17 protein-coding genes and 1 pseudogene are annotated in these 16,690 nt (G+C 63.9%); 8 read left to right on the plus strand and 10 right to left on the minus strand.

Translation table 11 applies throughout. From position 1 onward, the window contains the following. Positions 1 to 144: pseudogene (locus APH34_RS28845) on the minus strand (muconate cycloisomerase); the annotation flags it as partial. A 134-nt stretch (positions 145 to 278) separates the two neighbouring features. On the opposite strand from APH34_RS28845, the gene APH34_RS20555 reads away from it, so the two are divergent. Then, positions 279 to 1,151, plus strand: a complete 873-nt coding sequence (locus APH34_RS20555; protein WP_054902723.1) for a LysR family transcriptional regulator — start codon at positions 279 to 281, stop codon at positions 1,149 to 1,151. Positions 1,152 to 1,181: 30 nt separating this feature from the next. On the opposite strand, the gene APH34_RS20560 is transcribed toward APH34_RS20555, so the two are convergent. Beyond that, positions 1,182 to 2,084, minus strand: a complete 903-nt coding sequence (locus APH34_RS20560) for a LysR family transcriptional regulator (protein WP_054902724.1) — start codon at positions 2,082 to 2,084, stop codon at positions 1,182 to 1,184. 205 nt (positions 2,085 to 2,289) lie between these two features. On the opposite strand from APH34_RS20560, the gene APH34_RS20565 reads away from it, so the two are divergent. Continuing rightward, a complete protein-coding gene (locus APH34_RS20565) occupies positions 2,290 to 3,273 on the plus strand; it encodes an AbrB family transcriptional regulator (RefSeq protein ID WP_232964185.1) in 984 nt (327 codons plus the stop codon). A 27-nt stretch (positions 3,274 to 3,300) separates the two neighbouring features. Here the strand turns inward: APH34_RS20565 and APH34_RS20570 are convergent, their stop codons facing one another. Then, positions 3,301 to 3,780, minus strand: coding sequence for a VOC family protein (locus tag APH34_RS20570; RefSeq protein ID WP_054902726.1), 480 nt, complete (start codon positions 3,778 to 3,780; stop codon positions 3,301 to 3,303). Positions 3,781 to 4,031: 251 nt separating this feature from the next. Here APH34_RS20570 and APH34_RS20575 point away from each other — a divergent pair, with 251 nt between their 5' ends. After that, a complete protein-coding gene (locus APH34_RS20575; protein ID WP_054902727.1) occupies positions 4,032 to 5,081 on the plus strand; it encodes a cytochrome D1 domain-containing protein in 1,050 nt (349 codons plus the stop codon). A gap of 204 nt (positions 5,082 to 5,285) precedes the next feature. Further along, complete coding sequence (locus tag APH34_RS20580) at positions 5,286 to 5,936, plus strand: TIGR04211 family SH3 domain-containing protein (RefSeq protein ID WP_054902728.1); 651 nt, start codon at positions 5,286 to 5,288, stop codon at positions 5,934 to 5,936. A gap of 93 nt (positions 5,937 to 6,029) precedes the next feature. On the opposite strand, the gene APH34_RS20585 is transcribed toward APH34_RS20580, so the two are convergent. After that, positions 6,030 to 6,302: a hypothetical protein gene (locus APH34_RS20585; protein WP_054902729.1), complete on the minus strand. Its 273-nt coding sequence runs from the start codon at positions 6,300 to 6,302 to the stop codon at positions 6,030 to 6,032. A gap of 165 nt (positions 6,303 to 6,467) precedes the next feature. Next, on the minus strand, positions 6,468 to 7,349 hold the full coding sequence (locus APH34_RS20590; protein WP_054902730.1) for a LysR family transcriptional regulator: 882 nt from the start codon (positions 7,347 to 7,349) through the stop codon (positions 6,468 to 6,470). 151 nt (positions 7,350 to 7,500) lie between these two features. On the opposite strand from APH34_RS20590, the gene argC reads away from it, so the two are divergent. Both argC and APH34_RS20600 read left to right on the plus strand, forming a co-directional pair. After that, positions 7,501 to 8,442, plus strand: a complete 942-nt coding sequence (argC, locus tag APH34_RS20595; protein ID WP_054902731.1) for an N-acetyl-gamma-glutamyl-phosphate reductase — start codon at positions 7,501 to 7,503, stop codon at positions 8,440 to 8,442. An 80-nt stretch (positions 8,443 to 8,522) separates the two neighbouring features. Next, the gene (locus APH34_RS20600) at positions 8,523 to 9,209 is read left to right on the plus strand and encodes a GNAT family N-acetyltransferase (protein ID WP_054902732.1); all 687 of its coding nucleotides are present in this window, start codon (positions 8,523 to 8,525) and stop codon (positions 9,207 to 9,209) included. Between the two features lie 105 nt (positions 9,210 to 9,314). Here APH34_RS20600 and APH34_RS20605 read toward each other — a convergent pair whose 3' ends face one another. Genes APH34_RS20605 through APH34_RS20625 form a run of 5 tightly spaced genes read right to left on the minus strand, consistent with a single transcriptional unit; the run spans position 9,315 to position 13,752 of the window. Then, on the minus strand, positions 9,315 to 10,070 hold the full coding sequence (locus APH34_RS20605) for an ABC transporter permease (RefSeq protein ID WP_054902733.1): 756 nt from the start codon (positions 10,068 to 10,070) through the stop codon (positions 9,315 to 9,317). Beyond that, positions 10,070 to 11,275, minus strand: coding sequence for an ABC transporter substrate-binding protein (locus tag APH34_RS20610; RefSeq protein WP_054902734.1), 1,206 nt, complete (start codon positions 11,273 to 11,275; stop codon positions 10,070 to 10,072). Before APH34_RS20610 ends, APH34_RS20605 begins: the two co-directional genes overlap by 1 nt. Further along, complete coding sequence (locus APH34_RS20615) at positions 11,262 to 12,083, minus strand: ABC transporter ATP-binding protein (RefSeq protein ID WP_054902735.1); 822 nt, start codon at positions 12,081 to 12,083, stop codon at positions 11,262 to 11,264. Before APH34_RS20615 ends, APH34_RS20610 begins: the two co-directional genes overlap by 14 nt. Continuing rightward, positions 12,080 to 13,144, minus strand: a complete 1,065-nt coding sequence (locus APH34_RS20620) for an acyl-CoA dehydrogenase family protein (RefSeq protein WP_054902736.1) — start codon at positions 13,142 to 13,144, stop codon at positions 12,080 to 12,082. The genes APH34_RS20615 and APH34_RS20620 overlap by 4 nt, the downstream gene beginning before the upstream one ends. 47 nt (positions 13,145 to 13,191) lie before the next feature. Next, positions 13,192 to 13,752: a carboxymuconolactone decarboxylase family protein gene (locus APH34_RS20625; protein WP_054902737.1), complete on the minus strand. Its 561-nt coding sequence runs from the start codon at positions 13,750 to 13,752 to the stop codon at positions 13,192 to 13,194. Between the two features lie 102 nt (positions 13,753 to 13,854). On the opposite strand from APH34_RS20625, the gene APH34_RS20630 reads away from it, so the two are divergent. Further along, a complete protein-coding gene (locus APH34_RS20630; protein WP_054902738.1) occupies positions 13,855 to 14,766 on the plus strand; it encodes an AraC family transcriptional regulator in 912 nt (303 codons plus the stop codon). 248 nt (positions 14,767 to 15,014) lie between these two features. After that, complete coding sequence (locus APH34_RS20635) at positions 15,015 to 16,640, plus strand: methyl-accepting chemotaxis protein (RefSeq protein ID WP_054902739.1); 1,626 nt, start codon at positions 15,015 to 15,017, stop codon at positions 16,638 to 16,640. The last annotated feature ends 50 nt before the right edge of the window (positions 16,641 to 16,690 follow it).

Here is a 16,690-nt window from a genome sequence, read left to right on the forward strand (position 1 = left end):
GATGCCTTCCACGCCATCGCTGCAGCGCAGGCGCAGCACCACCAGGGTCTGTTGCTGCAGGGTGTGCATGGCCAGCTTGTGCGGGCGGATGGTGGGCAGGTCGACGATAAGCGCATCGATGCGCTCGATCAGGGCGTCTGTCATTGTTCGAAGGTCCCGTCAAATCAGGCTGCAGGCCGCAGACCCGATACTACATTTACTTGATTATTCAAGCATTGCGCGAGACCCTGAAGGCCGTCCAATATCAAATGAATCTCCCACCATACCCAGGAGGTCTGATGGAGCTGCGCCACCTTCGTTACTTCAAGGTGCTGGCTGAAACGCTGAATTTCACCCGCGCTGCCGAACTGCTGCACATTGCCCAGCCGCCGCTGAGCCGGCAGATCGGCCAGCTCGAGGAACAGCTCGGCACTTTGCTGGTGGTGCGCGAGCGGCCACTGCGGCTGACCGAGGCCGGCCGCTTTTTCTACGAGCAGACCTGCACCTTGCTGCAGCAATTGGAGCACATCAGCGATAACACCCGGCGCATCGGCCAGGGCCAGCGCCAATGGCTGGGCATCGGCTTCGCTCCCTCGACCTTGTACACGGTGCTGCCGGAGCTTATCCGGGCGTTGCGCCAGGACAGTGAGCTGGAGCTTGGCCTGAGCGAAATGACCACCGTGCAGCAGGTGGAGGCGTTGAAAAGTGGCCGCATCGACATCGCCTTCGGCCGCATCCGCATCGACGACCCGGCCATCGCCCAGCAGGTACTGCGCGAAGACCCGCTGGTGGCCGTCCTGCCCAAGGGCCATGCCTTGGCCGGAGCTCCGCTCACCCTCGCCCAGCTGGCCAAGGAAGCGTTCATCCTCTATCCGGCCAACCCCAGGCCCAGCTATGCCGATCACATCCTGGCGCTGTTCGCCCACCACGGTATGAGCCTGAACGTCAGCCAGTGGGCCAATGAACTGCAAACTGCTATCGGCCTGGTTGCCGTGGGGTTGGGCGTCACCCTGGTGCCGGACTCGGTGCAGCAGCAGCACCGGACCGATATCGAATACGCGAACCTGCTCGACACCCGTGCGGTCAGCCCAATCATCCTCAGCCGCCGCAAGGGCGACCTGAGCCCGATCGTGCAGCGCTGCCTGGCATTGATCGCGCAGCAGGCTGGTTGAACCGCCTGGGTGTGCCCCCAGGCCTGCCATTCAGTCCCGCTCGAAGAAGCTGCGGCCTTTGTCCTTCAGCAGCGCCACCAGAGCCTCAGCCGCAGGCGACACATAGCCGTCCGTGCGCACGGACACCGCCACGGTCCTGCGCATGGTGGTTTCCTTCAGGGGTACCTCACGCAGCCACGACATGCCCAAGCCATGCTCCACCGTTTCCCGTGCGGCAAAACTCAACAGCTGAGTGCGGGCAATCAGCCGCGGCAACAGTGAAATGGCGTTGGTTTCGATCTGCACCTGCGGTGCTGGCAGTTGATGGGCGATGAACACATTGTCGATCCAGCGCCGTGCAGTAACGGTCGGCCCCGCCAGTACCCAACGGTACTGGCAGAGATCCTTGAGCACGATGGGGCCGGCGAACACCGGGTGCTCGGCACTCGCCACCACAATGGCTTCGTCCTCCAGAATGGGGTGCGTGGTGAATTGCGGGTCATCGGCAATCTGGGGGGAGATGATCACATCCAGCCGCCCTGCCCGCAGGGACTCCTTGAGTACATCGTCCTGGCCGATGGACAGCTTCAAGGTCACCTCCGGGGCCCGCTCCAGCAAAGCGGCAGTCAGGTGCGGCAGCAGGTGGTCGGCCATGCTTGCCGCGCAGCCCAGGCGAATGTTGCCAACCAGCCCGCCGGCAAAATCGCGCACCTCGCGTTCGGTTTCGGCGATGTTCAACTGCAACTGCCTACCCCGCGCCAGCAACAGCTTGCCGACTTCGGTGAGCTTGATGCGACGCCCGTCACGCTGGAACAACCGGGTGCCAAGCGATTCCTCTAGCCGTTGAATGCTCTTGGTCAACGCCGGCTGGCTGCGGTTGAGCTGTTGCGCAGCGCGGCCCAGGTGGCCGAGCTCGGCGATGGTTTCGAAATAGGTAAGGTCACGCAGGTCCATGATTCATGAATTTCAGTTATGGATTCATCAAAAGTAGAAAATAGACTTGATAGATTGCGCCGTCGATAATTTTCTCCGCTGGCGCTGCCAGCCCCGTGTTATCGCTGCGCAAGGAGTATCTACGTTGCAGACCGCCCTCTCAGGCTTTTCCAGACCTCTCTTCCAATGGCTCGCCCTACTGACCTGCGCCGGCGCCCTCGGCCAAATGTTGCATGCCCTGGCCGTACCGGCCGGGTTGTTCCTCGGCCCTATGCTGGTAGCCATCGTGTTCGGCGTTTGCGGAGCACGCTTGAGCCTGCACCGCCAGGTGTTCCGCTTCGGCCAGGGCTGCGTCGGGTTATTGGTGGCCCATTCGGTGTCCTGGGCCGTGCTGGTCTCCATGGCCCAGTCCTGGCAACTGATGCTGGTGGCCACGTTCATCACCGTGGCCTTGAGCGCCATCGTCGGCCTGGGCACCGTGCGTTTCGGCGGCATCCCAGGCAGCACCGCCGCCTGGGGTACCGCGCCAGGCGCCGCGTCAGCCATGGTGTCGATGGCCGAAGAGCACGGTGCTGACGCCAGGGTGGTGGCAACCATGCAGTATGTGCGTGTGGTCTGCGTGGTCATGATCGGCTCGCTGGTCAGCCACCTGCTCGGTGCCACCCCGGCGGCGGGCGCGGCAGCCACTGCGCCAGCGATGACGCAGGGCTCGCAGCTGGTCGACGGGCTGCTCAGCCTCGCGGTGGTGTTCGTGGGCCTGGTGGCCGGTAACCGTGTGCCTGCCGGTGCGCTGCTGATGCCGCTGTTGCTCGGGGGTGCGCTGCACCTGGGCGGGTGGCTGACAATCAGCTTGCCTGAACCGCTGCTGGCCGTTGCCTACGGCGCCATCGGGTGCTACATCGGCTTGCGCTTCGATCAGCAGACCGTGCGTTATGTGTGGAAACGCTTGCCCACCATGATTGCCGGCGCGGTAGCGTTGATTGTGTTGTGTGCGGCGTTTGCCTGGGGGCTGGCCCTGGCCATGGGCACGGACTTTCTGTCCATGTACCTGGCGACCAGCCCCGGAGGGCTGGATGCCATGGCGATCATTGCGGTAGAAACCCATGCCGACGTCGGCTTGGTGCTGGCGATGCAAACGCTGCGGTTGTTTGGGGTAATCCTGACCGGGGCCTTTTGTGCCAGGCAGATCATCCGGTTGACCCAGGCGTAAGCCGGCCACCCGATGCCAGGCACTTGCTCAGCCCCGCAACGCCGCCTCGATTGCCGCCACATCGATCTTGTCCATTGTCATCATCGCCTCGAAAGCCCGCTTGGCCGCTGCCCGGTCCGGGTTGCCGATGGCCTCGATGAGGATACGTGGGCAGATCTGCCACGAGATACCCCACTTGTCCTTGCACCAGCCGCACACGCTTGCCTGGCCGCCATTGCCAACGATGGCCTGCCACAGCCGGTCGGTTTCGGCCTGGTCTTCGGTGCTGACCTGGAACGAGAAAGCCTCGCTGTGGGTGAATGCCTTCCCGCCGTTGAGCCCTACGCAGGGGATGCCCATGACAGTGAATTCGACGGTGATCACGTCCCCCGCCTTGCCCGATGGATAGTCGCTCGGTGCCTGGTGCACCGCGACGACCTGGCTGTTCGGAAAGGTACTGGCATAGAAGGTGGCCGCTTGCTCGGCATCATGGTCGAACCAGAGGCAGATCGTGTTCTTGGCAGTCATGGTCAGGCTCCATGGACAGGCAGAGAACATTGAGTCTAGCGCCTCAGCCAGGACGGGGGGACATTTACTGAAAAGCTGTTGACGCGGATGCGCGTGGCAATGAGCGAGCTTGCCGATTACATCGCGTCCCTCCCCCAGCCTTCGCGCAGTCACAAGCCCAGCCAGGCAATAAAAAACTAAACTCTCGCACGCCAGGCCCGGTCACAGCCTTTGAGCATGCAACATGGACTGCAATCCAAAGGAGACTGGACATGCCCTTCCCTTTCGAACCGATGTTCCCCCACCTGCGTCGCCTGGCCCTGGCCAGTGCGCTGATGGCTTGCGTGCCAGGCGCCTGGGCGAGTGACGTATTGCTGGTAGGCAACAAGGCCGATGCCAGCGTCTGGGCGCTGGACAGCACCAATGGCCAGGAACTTGCCCGTCTGCCGGTAGGTACCGGCCCGCACGAAGTGGTGGTGGCCAGTAACGGGCTGCTGGCAGCGGTGGGCAACTACGGTGCCCAGGGCACGGCCAACAACAGCCTGAGCGTGATCGACTGGCCATCACGCACCGTGGTGCGCACCATCGACCTGGGCAAGGACTCGCGCCCCCACGGCATTCGCTTCCTGCCGGACAGCCAGCGGGTGGTGGTCACCACCGAAGACAGTGAGCGCCTGTTGATCGTCGATCTGGCCCAGGGCAAGGTGCTCGACCGCATCGACGTGGGTGGCGGCAAGCCGCACATGGTCGCGCTGTCACCGGGCGCTGACCGGGCCTATGTGACCCATGTCGAGTCGGGCACGCTGTCGGTAGTGGACCTGTTGCACAAGAAAAAGATTGCCGACATACCGACCGGTAACGGCAGTGAAGGCATCGCGGTGACCCCGAGCGGCACCCAGGTATGGGTCAGCAACCGCGAAGGTAACGAGGTGGTGATCGTCGACGCGAAGCGGTTGGAGGTCACTGACCGTATCCGCACTGGCCTGTTCCCGATCCGCATCGCCATGACACCAGATGGCAAGTATGCACTGGTGACCTGCGCGAAGTCGGCGGAACTGGCCGTGATCGACGTGGCGGCCAAGCGTGAAATCAAGCGTATTGGCCTGGCCAAGGAGGGTGAGCATTACCGCGAAACCCTGCTCGGCGCCCAGGCGCTGCCGATTGGTGCGGTGGTGTCTCCCGACGGCAAGCGGGCCTATGTGGCTATCAGTGGCAGTGATCAGGTGGCGGTGATCGATACGGCCAGCTGGACCGAGAAAGACCGCTGGAAAACGGGGCCGGAGCCGGATGCGCTGGCCATCGTCCCGCAGCCTGAGAGCTGATCTGTCACGCACCCAGCCGGCGCGGCCATGCCAGGACGCGCCGCGCCGGGTTGCAACATCCTGCAGAGAATTCCTACTCAAGGCAGTGAACCTGCTTACAAAAACGCGGTCTTTCGCTGACGGTCAATTCACCGACCGGTTCACCGGCCCCTGCATGATCACACGTCATCGGGCCTACTTTTTCTGTTGCAGCGAAGACCCAACATGCCTGAATCCCGCCCAGTCTCCCTCGCACTCCCTGCCCTGCGCGGCAGCCTGATCGCCGCCCTGGTGGCGCTCGCTGCCCCCGTACATGCCGAAGAGCCGGCCAGCGATGCGCGCTGGGTCAGTGACAGCCTGAGCACCTACGTACGCAGCGGCCCGACCGATGGCCACCGCATTGTCGGCACGCTCAAGTCCGGGCAAAAACTCAGCCTGGTTGGCAGCCAGGGCAACTACAGCCAGGTGCGCGGGCAAAATGGTGACCTGGTATGGATACTCACCAGCGACCTGCAGTCCGTACCGGGCCAGGGTGAACGCTTGCCGCAACTCGATGCGCAGGTGGCGCAGTTGTCCGGCCAGCTCAAGACCATTGACGACAGCTGGAAGAACCGCGTGCAAGGCATGCAGGAAACCCTCGACTCGCGCAAGCAACTGATCGATGAACTGGAAGCACGCAACAAGGCGCTCAACGAGCAACTCGACCAGTCCCAATCGGCCTTGCGTGATACCCAAGCGCGGCTGGGCGACGAGAACAAGCAGGTGATGATGCGCTACATGGTCTATGGCGGTAGCATTGCCGGCGCTGGCCTGCTGGCGGGGCTGATCCTGCCGGCCCTGACACGCGGGCGCAAGAAGAACGACCGCTGGTTCTGACGGGCGCCTGCGCGCTGCCGACCCAAGGCGGTCGTCGACCCTGAACCGGCCCCTGGCGGGTGGCACCGCGACGCGGCCAGTTCAGGCACACACCTATTTCCCGCGGGCTTTGTTATAAATAGTCTTGGCCCGGTCGGCCGATGACTGACACGTGGTCATGTCGCCTTTGGCCTGCGCCGCCTTGGCTTGCTTGAGCAGCTCGTGGTAATCGTGGGCCATGCCCCCATGCAGCGCCTGGCCATCGGTTTTGTGGATGTCTTCCAGTTCCTTGATCTTGGCTGCGCAGTTGCTCGCCGGATCGGCGTGGGCGGCAAAACTCAGTACCGAGGCGATCACCAGCAGTGTCATGGATTTGATGGCATTCATGGAGTGCTCTCCTGGAAAGTCGGATGATCATCGCGTGACGTTTAACACGACGCAGCAAAAAGCATAGTCCGCCAAGCGTGCCGTCGCCTCGGTTCCTGCTGTCATCGTGCCCTACCGGCAAGGCCGTGAGCACGGCGCTGACTCACTGGGCCCGAAACGCGGTACCTACTGCCGCAACCGTTCCAACGCGTCCAAGACAAAACCGATGGCCCGCTCCGTTTCGCCTTCCCGACGAGCAATTCCCAATTGCCGCCACAACCCCGGCCGCAACGGCCGGCATGCAATACGCCGGTCCAGCTCCGCCCCCTCGCCCTCTTGAGGCAGCAACGTGGCACCATAACCGGCACCGACCAGGCTCTTGATAGCGTCGTTGTAATTCAGCTCAATACGCGGCTCAGGGTACAACCCCGCTGCGGCGAACCATTCGCTGGTCACGCGCGACAGTTGCGTGCTGTTGTCGTTGAGGATCAAGGCGCGCTGGCCCAGCCAAGCCGGGGTGACTTTGGCTGGTGGCTGCCACTCGGCGGGCACGTAGGCGAGGATCGGGTCGCGCCGCCAGGGGGTGACCTTGACCCCCTTGCCCGCCACCTGCGGCAAAGCCACCAGGCCGACGTCCAGGGCGCCTTCGCGCAGCCGAGCCAGGGAAGCCTGCGAGGTGAGCACCTGGACCTGCACATCGATACCTGGGTGTGCCACCCGCAGATGCTCCAACGCTTTGGGCAGCAGGTGTGCGATGGCGCCGGTGGAGGCGCCCAGGCGCACCCGGCCCGTCAGGCCTTCGACTTGTCGGCGCACTTCATCCAGCGCCAGGTCGGCATCGGCCAGCAACCGTCGGGCACGGGCCAAGAGGGTTTCGCCGATAGTCGTCGGACGGATCTGGTTGCGGTTGCGGGTCAGCAGTGGCGCGCCAACCCGCGCCTCCAGCTCAGCCACGTGCAAGCTGATAGTTGGCGGCGCCAGGTTGAGCTGGCGGGCGGCCTCGGCGAATGAGCCTAGGTCGGTGATCACCACCAGGGTGCGGAGGCGGTCGAGGCTGATTTCGCGCATGGGTGAGGTCCTGTTGGGGCGAGCCTGCGAAAGGGTCGGCACAGGCGGTTTCAAATTCAGAATAACTGAACACCAGCATCATGATATTCAAATTTTCTTTACACCCGCCACAGGCGAGCATAGGTCATCCTCCTTTGACCGGACCCTGACCATGCACAACCCTGTTGTCTTCATCGATGGCGACCAAGGCACCACTGGCCTGCAGATCCACGCCCGCCTAGCGGGGCGCAACGACCTGCGCCTGCTGACGTTGCCCGAAGCCGAGCGCAAGGACCCACAACGGCGCAGCGAGGCCATCAACAGCGCCGACATCGCCCTGCTGTGCCTACCCGATGAGGCCGCCCGCGAGGCCGTGGCAGCCATTGATAACCCAGCAGTACGGGTGATCGACGCCAGCTCGGCGCACCGCACCACGCCTGGCTGGGTCTACGGCCTGCCGGAACTAGACGCGCATCAGGCCGAGCGTATTGCCCAGGCCAAGCGTGTCAGCAACCCCGGCTGCTACCCCACCGGCGCCATCGCCCTGCTGCGCCCGCTGGTCAAAGCCGGCTTGCTGCCGGCCGACTATCCCCTGAGCATCCATGCCATTTCCGGTTACTCTGGGGGTGGCCGGGCGGCCGTCGAGCGGCATGAACAGCCCGACGCCGCGCGGGCGCCGACCCTGCAGTTGTATGGCCTGGAACTGGCGCACAAGCACGTACCGGAAATCCAGCTGCACGCCGGTCTGTCGACACGGCCCGTGTTCATGCCTGGTTATGCGGCCTATCGCCAGGGCATCGTGCTGAGCATTCCACTGCAGCTGCGCCTGCTGCCTGGCGGGGCCAGCGCCGAGCAGTTGCAAGCGTGCCTTGAGCAACACTATCAAGGCGCCCGTTACGTGCAGGTGTCGCCGCTGCACCAGCACGGCCCGGCCACCCCGCTCGACCCCGAGGCACTGAACGACAGCAACGAGCTGCGCCTGGCCCTGTACGCCAACCCCGAGCACGGTCAGGTGCTGTTGACCGCCGTGTTCGACAACCTGGGCAAGGGCGCGTCGGGCGCTGCGGTGCAGAACCTCGACCTGATGCTGGCGGCGATGCAGGCGCAAGGCTGACGCAGTAAAAAGGGGTTAGACTGTGTACCCCGCGCCATCCGGCGCGGGGTGATTCAACCGCAGCCGGAGCCCGTCCACCGATGTTCATCCTGAGCCGCCTCGACAGCGTGCCGCCCGAATCCTTCCAGAACCAGATCCGCGAACTGGTGATCCATCACGTCGGCGATCTGAGCAGTGTCGCCATTCGTGCCGACAACCCGTTGTACCCGCTGTACCAATACGGGGTGGGGATGGAGGTGCACCAATACCTACAGGCGATGGATGGCACCCGCGGCCTGGACGTGCAGCTCACGCTCGCGCTGGACGCCGAGGCGCCGGACCAACTGCTTGGTTTCGCCCTGGCGCTGCCCGCCCAGGACAACCCACAGGCCTGTGTACTGGCCTTCCTCGCCGTGGTACCTGAGCGCCGCCGCCAAGGCGTCGCCCGTGCCCTGCTGGGCGACGTGCAGGCGCGGTACGCCAGTGTCGAGCTGAATGCCTTTGTGCACCAGGTGCCGTGGTTCGAGGCCATGGGCATGCAGGTGGTAACGGCCAGCGGCCCGCAGGTGCTGATGAGCAGCACCGGGCACGCCAGTGGCGCGTTGATCGGGCGATTGGACATTGCACCGATCTACCAGACCACCGAGGTGCATCAGATTCATACCTACCTGCTCAATCAGCAGGGGGAGGATGCGATGATCGAGGCTGAGCAGCAGCGGGATGAGTGGCTGGATGAGCTGGCAATGCGCGCGCGTGAGTGTGTGAAGCAGCGCAAGACGGTGCATTGAGCTGGGGGGCTCTATCGCCGGCGGGAGAAGTGGAGCGCAGCAGCCCCACAGGAAACTCGGTTCCTGTGGGAGCCCGCTTGCCGGCGATAAAACCACACCGGCCCGTCAGGCATGCACCCAACGCCGGTGCAGCCCACGGGCCAAGGCATCGAGCATGAACCCCAGCACGCCGATCAGCAACACCATCGCCATCAGTTCCGAATAGGCCAGGCGGTCGCGGGTATCCAGAATGAAGTACCCCAGCCCTGCACTCACCCCAAGCATTTCGCAGGGCACCAACACGATCCACAAGATGCCGATGGCCAGGCGCACGCCGGTCAGCACATGGCCGATCACCCCGGGGAGGATCACCTTGCACAAGGTTTCCCACCGCGTGGCACTCAGGCTGCGGCTCAATTGCAGCCAGCGTGGGTCCAGTTGACGCACGCCAGCAGCGGTGTTGAGCAGGATCGGCCATAGGGCCGCGAAGGCCAGCAGGAAGTAGATCGGCTGGTCACCCACCCCCATCAGCATCACCACCACGGGCATCCACGACAGCGGCGAGATCATCCGCAGGAACTGGAAGGCCGGTGTGGTGGCGGCCTCCAGGTGCCGGTAGCTGCCCACCAGCAGGCCCAGGGGCACGCCGATCAGCAGCGCCAGCAACAGGCCCACCAGAATACGCTTGAGGCTGACCCAGATGTGCCCGTAAACCTCCCCCTGCCCCAGCAGTTCGACCAGGCTGGCCAAGGTTGCCTGGGGCGAGAAGCGCGCCGACAGGCCATCGGCCTCGCCAAACAGCCTCACGCCGGCCCACCACAACAGCAACAACCCCAGCAAACCAACCAGCCCCAGGCCAGCGTGTACGACATGCTTGCGCATCAGACCGCGAACTCCTCGCTACGCTCGAAGCTGTCGGCGATGCCGAACACCGACGGGCCGCCGACAGCCGCGATGGCGTTGCGCACGAAGCGGTCGTCGACCAGGTCGCGAGCGGTCTGCGCCGGGTCCAGGCCGGCCAGAAAACTGCTCTCGCCTTCGATCAGGGTGTTTTTCAGGCGCTTGACCAGTTCCTCGGTGTAGCTGGGGAACGGGTAAGGCTGGAAGTCGATGCGCTTTTCGTCCCACTGCTGGTGCTGGATGGCGCCGCTGGCAATGTAGCTGGCGCGGTCTTCGGCGGACGGGGCCAACACCTTGGTCAGCACAGCCGGCTCGTGCGGGGTGTATTTGTTGGGGCCGGCCTTGGACAGCAGCGCGGCGGCTTCGGCACGGTGGTCGCGGGTCCAGTGCTGCGCCTTGACGATGGCGTTGACCACCTTCTGTGACCACTCGGGACGGTTGTTCAGGTCATGTTCATGCATGAACACCACGCAGCAGGCGTGGTTGCGCCAGACATCACCGGTAAAACGCTGAACGCGGCCGACCTTGAGGTTCTCGGCCAGGGCGTTGAACGGTTCGGCCACGATGTAGCCGGCGATGCGCTTGCTGGCCAGTGCCGGCGGCATGTCCGAGGGTGGCAGCACCAGCAGGTTGACCTCATTGGCTGCCAGTGGCGCATTGGCCGGCTTGGACACGGGCGTAAGGCCGTTGTCGTTGAGCATCTGTTGCAGCACCACGTTGTGGATCGAATACCAGAACGGGATGGCTACGGTCTTGCCACCGAGCTGTTTCATCTCGGTGATGTCCGGCGCTACAGTCAGGCCCGACCCGCCAACGTGGTTCCACGCCACTACCTTGGCCGGCACCTTGCTGCCATAGCGTGCCCATACCGTCATGGGCGACAGCAGGTGGATGACGTTGACCTGACCAGAGATGAACGCCTCGATCACCTGAGCCCAACTGCGCAGCAGCACCGGGCGCTCAGCCTTGATGCCTTCTGCCTCGAACAGGCCGTTGTTGTGCGCCACCAGCAATGGCGTGGCATCAGTGATCGGCAGGTAGCCGATGCGTACTGGCGCATCCGGTTCGGCGGCAGCACGCGCCTGCAGGCTCGACAGCAGCGGCAGCGCACCGGCGGCAGTAAGCATGGCGCTGAGCTTGAGGAAGTCGCGACGCGAAGAAGAGGAACAGCAGTCATCCATGCACATGGACAGCCTCCGAGGGCAAGGGGGTAGAGGAAGGTTCGGCTGCGCGGCTTGCCCGCCGAAGGGTTTTGAGAATGTCGATACGCAGCGCCCCCAACTCCTCGACCCGATGCGTGCGAGGTTGCGGCAGGTCGATGTGCCATTGGCCGAGGATGTGCGCTGGGTGATCGCCCAGTAGCAGGACCCGGTCGGACAACAGCAGGGCTTCGTCAATATCGTGGGTAATCAGTACCGCCGCGGTGTTATGCGTGGCGATCAGTTGCAGCAGCAGTTGCTGCATGTCGGCACGGGTCACTTCATCCAGAGCACCGAAGGGCTCGTCGAGCAGCAGCACCTCGGGCTGGCGTGCCAGGCAGCGGGCCAACGCAGTGCGCTGGGCCATGCCGCCAGACAGTTGCGCCGGGTACTGGTTGCGCGCATGGGCCAGCCCCACGGCGGCGATCGCATGGTCGATGCGTGCACGGCGCTCGGCTGCGCTCAGCTTGGGCTGACGGGCAAAGTCCAGGCCGAAGGCCACGTTCTTTTCCAGGCTCAGCCACGGCAGCAGGCTTGGGTCCTGAAAGGCCACCGCCAGGCGCGGATGGGGCCCCTGCAGCGGTTCGCCGTGCAAGTTCACGCTGCCGCTACGCGGCTGCTGCAGGCCGGCCAGGACCCGCAGCAGGCTGGACTTGCCGACACCACTGGGCCCGAGGATGGTGACCACTTCCCCAGGCGCCAGTTGCAAGTCGAAACGCGCCAGCACCTCCTGCCAGCCGCCCTCGCGTGGATAGCCCAGGCTTATTTCACAGGCTTCGAGCAACGGTTGGCTCATGCGCTGGCCGCCTGGCGGTGCAGTTCGGCACGCAATTGCACCAGGCTTGGGGTGACGATGGGCACGAAGGCCGATTCACGCCAGCGGCGGGCAAACCCTGCGCCGAATTCACTCAAGTAGGCCTTGCCACCGCTGGCCTGCAGCTCCAGTTGCACAGCGTCGGCGGCGCTTTCAGCCAGGGTGATGCGCAGCTTGAACAGTGCGGCAGGCTGGCTGAGGAAACGGCCTTCGAGCAAGCCCTGCTTGAGCGCTGCCACGGTATTTTCCAGGCGTTCCTGGAGCACCTGGCGCGCTTCTTCGAGGAACGAAGTACGGCCATTGATGTGCCCCTGCACCTCGTCCAGCGCACGGCGCGCCAGGCCGATAGCCATACCGCACTGCAACGCGAGGAACGCCGGCCGCACCTTGGGCAGGAACTCACGGGCGTTTTCATGCAACAGCCAGTCGCGGCTGAGCGCCACTTCATGGAACGCCAGGGCCGCCGTGTTGCTCGACTGCAGGCCCATCAGTTGCAAGTCGTCGGACCGTTCCAGCCCCACAGCATCGGAGGGGATCGCCAACACGAATGGCACACCACCGGCGTCGTCCTCGATGGCTGCTGCCACCACGAAACCACTCTTGCGCAGGTTGGTGACCCAATGCAGGCGGCCGTCAAGGGCCCAACCCTCGGTTTGCGGGCGGCCCCGCACCTGCAGCGTTTCAATGCCAGAAAGGAACTTCATGGCGTTGGACAGGCCGGTGGCACCGGCCAGCTCGCCGGTCAGCAGGCCAGGCAACAGGCGCTCGCGCAGCGCCTGGTTTGGGCTTTGCAATAAGTATTCGATGAAGGCACGCTGGCCCCAGCAGACAAACGCCGACGCCAGCGAATGGCCGGCAATGGCAGCGATCGCCTCGACGGCGTCAGTCACCTCGCCCCCGCTCCCGCCCAGCGCCGGGTCGACGCCGATGCGCAGCACCTGCGACTCGGCGATGTGCGCCAGCACGCGGTGCGGGTCGCACCGGCCCTGGTCGATTGCCTCGGCATTGGCATCCAGCCACTGACGAAATGCAGAATCAAGCATGTCCCTACTCCTGTTGAAAACGCAGGCGCCGTGGCGCCACGCGCGGTTTATGCAGAGGGCTGCCAGCGGTACTTGCTCAGCTCGTCGTTGAGCGGCGTCTGGGCGAACACATTAGCAAAGTTGCACAGGGTTGCGAGGCTCACGCCAAGAATCACTTCCAGGGCGTTGCCTTCGGTGAAGCCTGCATCGCGAAACGCCTGATAAGTGGCGTCGCTGACATTGCCGCGGGTGGCGATGACTTCACGGGCAAATTCAGCCAGGGTTTCATAGCGGGCGTCCGGCAGTTCGCCACGGGCGCGCAAGGCATCGACTACGTTCTGCGGCAGCTTGGCCTTGTTCAACGCCACGGCGGTGTGACCCGCCACGCAGAAGTCGCAACCATGGTGGGTGGCGGCGATCAATTGCACCACTTCGCGTTCGGCCAAGGTCAGCTCAGACTTGCCATTGAGGGCAGAGACGGTGACGTAGGTTTCCAGGGCCGCGGGGGCGTTTGCCAGCACGCCCAACAGGTTGGGGATGAAACCGGAATTCTTCTGGGCGTTCTCGAGGAACGGACGGGCCGCTTCCGGGGCGCTCTGCAGAGTGTGTAGAGTAATGCGCGAGGACATGGAGTGGACTCCTTTGATGGGTGTCCATACAGTCTGTTGGTTATAAGAATTACCCTCCATATTCGTCAGTCGCCTTTCCTTGCTCCTGAGTCTTTGCATTAGATGATTTCGTCCACCCCTCTTGTCGATTGGTTATTAGAAGGCCTCGAACTCGATGCCAGCCTGTTCCATGTAGGCCGCTATTGCGGTGGCTGGCACGCCAGCACCCACGGTTTGGGCCGGGCCAGCTTTCACTTGGTGGTGCAGGGGCATTGCTGGCTGCACATCGATGGCCAGGCCGAGCCCGTGCGCCTTGAGGCCGGGGATGCCGTGTTTCTGCTGCGCGACCTGGCTTACCGGCTGTCTGGCGACAAGGACCCAGTCAGCGCCTGCGCACAGCCACGCCAGACCATGCAAGTACTCGATGCCAGTGCCAGCGATGGGGTGGGCCTGGTGTGCGGGTTCTTTCACTTGCGCCCGGGGTTGTCGTCGCTGATTGTCGACGGGCTGGCCGACTGGATTCTGTTGCGCGCCCACGAGCCGGCCGGGCATGCCGCACGAGCACTGTTCGGGCTGATCCTGGAGGAATGCCAACGCGCGCCCGCGCCATCGCAAACCCTGCTGGAACGCCTGACCCACCTGTTGTTCCTGTATGTCCTGCGCCAGCAGGTGCATGCCGGGCAGCCTCTTGGCGGCTTGGTCGCCCTCGCCCGGCACCCCGCGTTCGCTGGGCTGCTCGAACAATTGATCGACCAGCCTGGCAATGCCTGGACCCTGGAAAGCATGGCAGCCTGCACGGGGCTGTCGCGGTCGGCATTCTTCAAACGCTTCAATGAACTGGCCGGGCAGTCACCAGGGCAGGTACTGCTGGCCTTGCGAATGCGCCACGCGTGCCAGCTGCTGCGGGCGGGCAATACCGTGGAACAGGTGGGGGCGCAGGTGGGATATCAGTCGGTGGCAGCGTTTACTCGGGCGTTTGCCAAGGCCATCGGGGTGCAGCCAGGGGCCTATCGCAGGCAGCATGAAGGGCGGTGAGGTAGGCAGTGAATGGGCAGCGAACCTGACATATCAGTCAATAAATGAAGGATATGTCAGCACTTGTCATGACATTGAATGACTGGTCAATAATGATGGCATTGTGGCATCATTGAAAACAAAAAATATTCAAGAGGGTGAGGCAAACACTTAAATCCGCAGCGCATCGAGAGACTGGCACCACCCCGGGTGAGCCGGCTTTCCGTCCATGCTCTTGACGCCTGCACGCCAACGTCAAGGAGCATTCCATGCAGTTACGGAATATGAAGATCGGCATTCGCGCTGCCAGCGCATTCGCCCTGTTGGGCATCCTGGTCCTGATCATGGGCCTGCTTGCACTCTATGAAACCCGGCAAATGGACAGGGCCACGGACGAGATCCGGGTCACCTGGTTGCCTGCCGTGGTGGCACTGAACGAAGTCAGCACCAACCTCGGTCGCTCCCGCGCCGTCACCCTGCGCACGGTGCTGGACGACAGCGCCGAGGAACGCGCCCGTAACCTCGAGATGCTCAAAGGCATCAACGAACAACTCGCCAAAGGCCTGAAGGACTACGAAGACACGATCGTCGAGACCGATGATCACACGCTGTTCAACGCCTTCAATGGCGCCCACCAACAGTACCTGGACGTTCAGCGACGTCTGCTTCAGGCCGTGACCGCTCGCCAGATGGATGAGGCCAAGCATCTGGTCAGCGGCGAAATCACGCAGTCCTCCGACGCCATGATGAAGGCCATGAGCGCACTGATCGCCTACAACGGCAAAGGTGCCGAGCAGGCCTCGCAGCGCAGCAGCCACGCCGCCGACGAAGCGTTGAGCGCCATCATTGGCTCACTGCTGGTGATCGTCGTCGCGATGGCCGCCATTGCCACCCTGCTCACCCGCAGTATCGTCCTGCCGCTGGGCGATGCCGTGGCCGTGGCCGAGCGCGTGGCGACTGGCGACCTGACCCATACCATCCAGGTAACCGGCCACGATGAGCCGGCCCAGCTCCTGCGCGCCTTGAGCCGCATGCAGGAAAGCCTGCGCGACACCATCCGCAAAATTGCAGCTTCGTCCGATCAACTGGCTTCTGCCTCGGAGGAGCTGCACAGCGTGACTGAAGACACCAGCCGCGGCCTGCACCAGCAAAGCGCAGAGATCGACCAGGCCGCAACGGCCGTTAACCAGATGACCGCGGCCGTCGAAGAGGTGGCGAACAATGCGGTGAGCACCGCCGATGCTTCCCAGGGCGCCGACCGCACTACCCGCGATGGCCGCGAGCAGGTCAATCAGGCGCTGGCCTCGATCCAGCACCTGGTCGATGACGTCACCGGTACTTCCGCCGAGATCGAACTGCTGGCCAGCAACGCCAATGAAATCAGCCGGGTGCTCGATGTGATCGGCGCGATTGCCGGGCAGACCAACCTGCTGGCACTGAACGCCGCCATCGAGGCCGCTCGTGCTGGCGAGGCAGGCCGTGGCTTTGCCGTGGTGGCCGACGAGGTGCGCGCCCTCGCCCACCGCACCCAGCAGTCCACGGCAGAGATCGAGCAGATGATCGCTGGCATCCAGAACGGTACCGAGCGTGCGGTGTCCGCCATGCACAACAGCCAAGGGCGAGCCAGCGGCACGCTGGAAGTGGCCCAAGGTGCCGGGCAGGCACTGGAGGTCATCGCCGAGGCGATTGCTTCGATCAACCAGCGCAACCTGGTGATTGCCAGCGCGTCGGAGGAACAGGCGCAGGTGGCGCGCGAAGTGGACCGCAATTTGGTGAACATTCGTGATCTGGCGATGCAGACGTCGGCGGGCGCCAACCAGACCAGCGCGGCGGCACAGGACTTGTCGCGGTTGGCGGTGGACCTCAATGGCATGGTGGCGCAGTTCAAGGTTTGATCGGATATAGCCGGGGCCGCGGTGCGGCCCATCGCCGGCAAGCCAGCTCC

The sequence above is a fragment of the Pseudomonas sp. NBRC 111131 genome, from assembly GCF_001320525.1.
In the GTDB taxonomy this organism is placed as follows: Bacteria; Pseudomonadota; Gammaproteobacteria; order Pseudomonadales; family Pseudomonadaceae; genus Aquipseudomonas; species Aquipseudomonas ceruminis.

Bases quoted from the DNA above. Each gene is read 5' to 3' on its own strand.
- APH34_RS20555 (WP_054902723.1), top strand. From the start codon at position 279: ATGGAGCTGCGCCACCTTCGTTACTTCAAGGTGCTGGCTGAAACGCTG.
- APH34_RS20560 (WP_054902724.1), bottom strand. From the start codon at position 2,084: ATGGACCTGCGTGACCTTACCTATTTCGAAACCATCGCCGAGCTCGGC.
- APH34_RS20565 (WP_232964185.1), top strand. From the start codon at position 2,290: ATGTTGCATGCCCTGGCCGTACCGGCCGGGTTGTTCCTCGGCCCTATG.
- APH34_RS20570 (WP_054902726.1), bottom strand. From the start codon at position 3,780: ATGACTGCCAAGAACACGATCTGCCTCTGGTTCGACCATGATGCCGAG.
- APH34_RS20575 (WP_054902727.1), top strand. From the start codon at position 4,032: ATGCCCTTCCCTTTCGAACCGATGTTCCCCCACCTGCGTCGCCTGGCC.
- APH34_RS20580 (WP_054902728.1), top strand. From the start codon at position 5,286: ATGCCTGAATCCCGCCCAGTCTCCCTCGCACTCCCTGCCCTGCGCGGC.
- APH34_RS20585 (WP_054902729.1), bottom strand. From the start codon at position 6,302: ATGAATGCCATCAAATCCATGACACTGCTGGTGATCGCCTCGGTACTG.
- APH34_RS20590 (WP_054902730.1), bottom strand. From the start codon at position 7,349: ATGCGCGAAATCAGCCTCGACCGCCTCCGCACCCTGGTGGTGATCACC.
- argC (WP_054902731.1), top strand. From the start codon at position 7,501: ATGCACAACCCTGTTGTCTTCATCGATGGCGACCAAGGCACCACTGGC.
- APH34_RS20600 (WP_054902732.1), top strand. From the start codon at position 8,523: ATGTTCATCCTGAGCCGCCTCGACAGCGTGCCGCCCGAATCCTTCCAG.
- APH34_RS20605 (WP_054902733.1), bottom strand. From the start codon at position 10,070: ATGCGCAAGCATGTCGTACACGCTGGCCTGGGGCTGGTTGGTTTGCTG.
- APH34_RS20610 (WP_054902734.1), bottom strand. From the start codon at position 11,275: ATGTGCATGGATGACTGCTGTTCCTCTTCTTCGCGTCGCGACTTCCTC.
- APH34_RS20615 (WP_054902735.1), bottom strand. From the start codon at position 12,083: ATGAGCCAACCGTTGCTCGAAGCCTGTGAAATAAGCCTGGGCTATCCA.
- APH34_RS20620 (WP_054902736.1), bottom strand. From the start codon at position 13,144: ATGCTTGATTCTGCATTTCGTCAGTGGCTGGATGCCAATGCCGAGGCA.
- APH34_RS20625 (WP_054902737.1), bottom strand. From the start codon at position 13,752: ATGTCCTCGCGCATTACTCTACACACTCTGCAGAGCGCCCCGGAAGCG.
- APH34_RS20630 (WP_054902738.1), top strand. From the start codon at position 13,855: ATGATTTCGTCCACCCCTCTTGTCGATTGGTTATTAGAAGGCCTCGAA.
- APH34_RS20635 (WP_054902739.1), top strand. From the start codon at position 15,015: ATGCAGTTACGGAATATGAAGATCGGCATTCGCGCTGCCAGCGCATTC.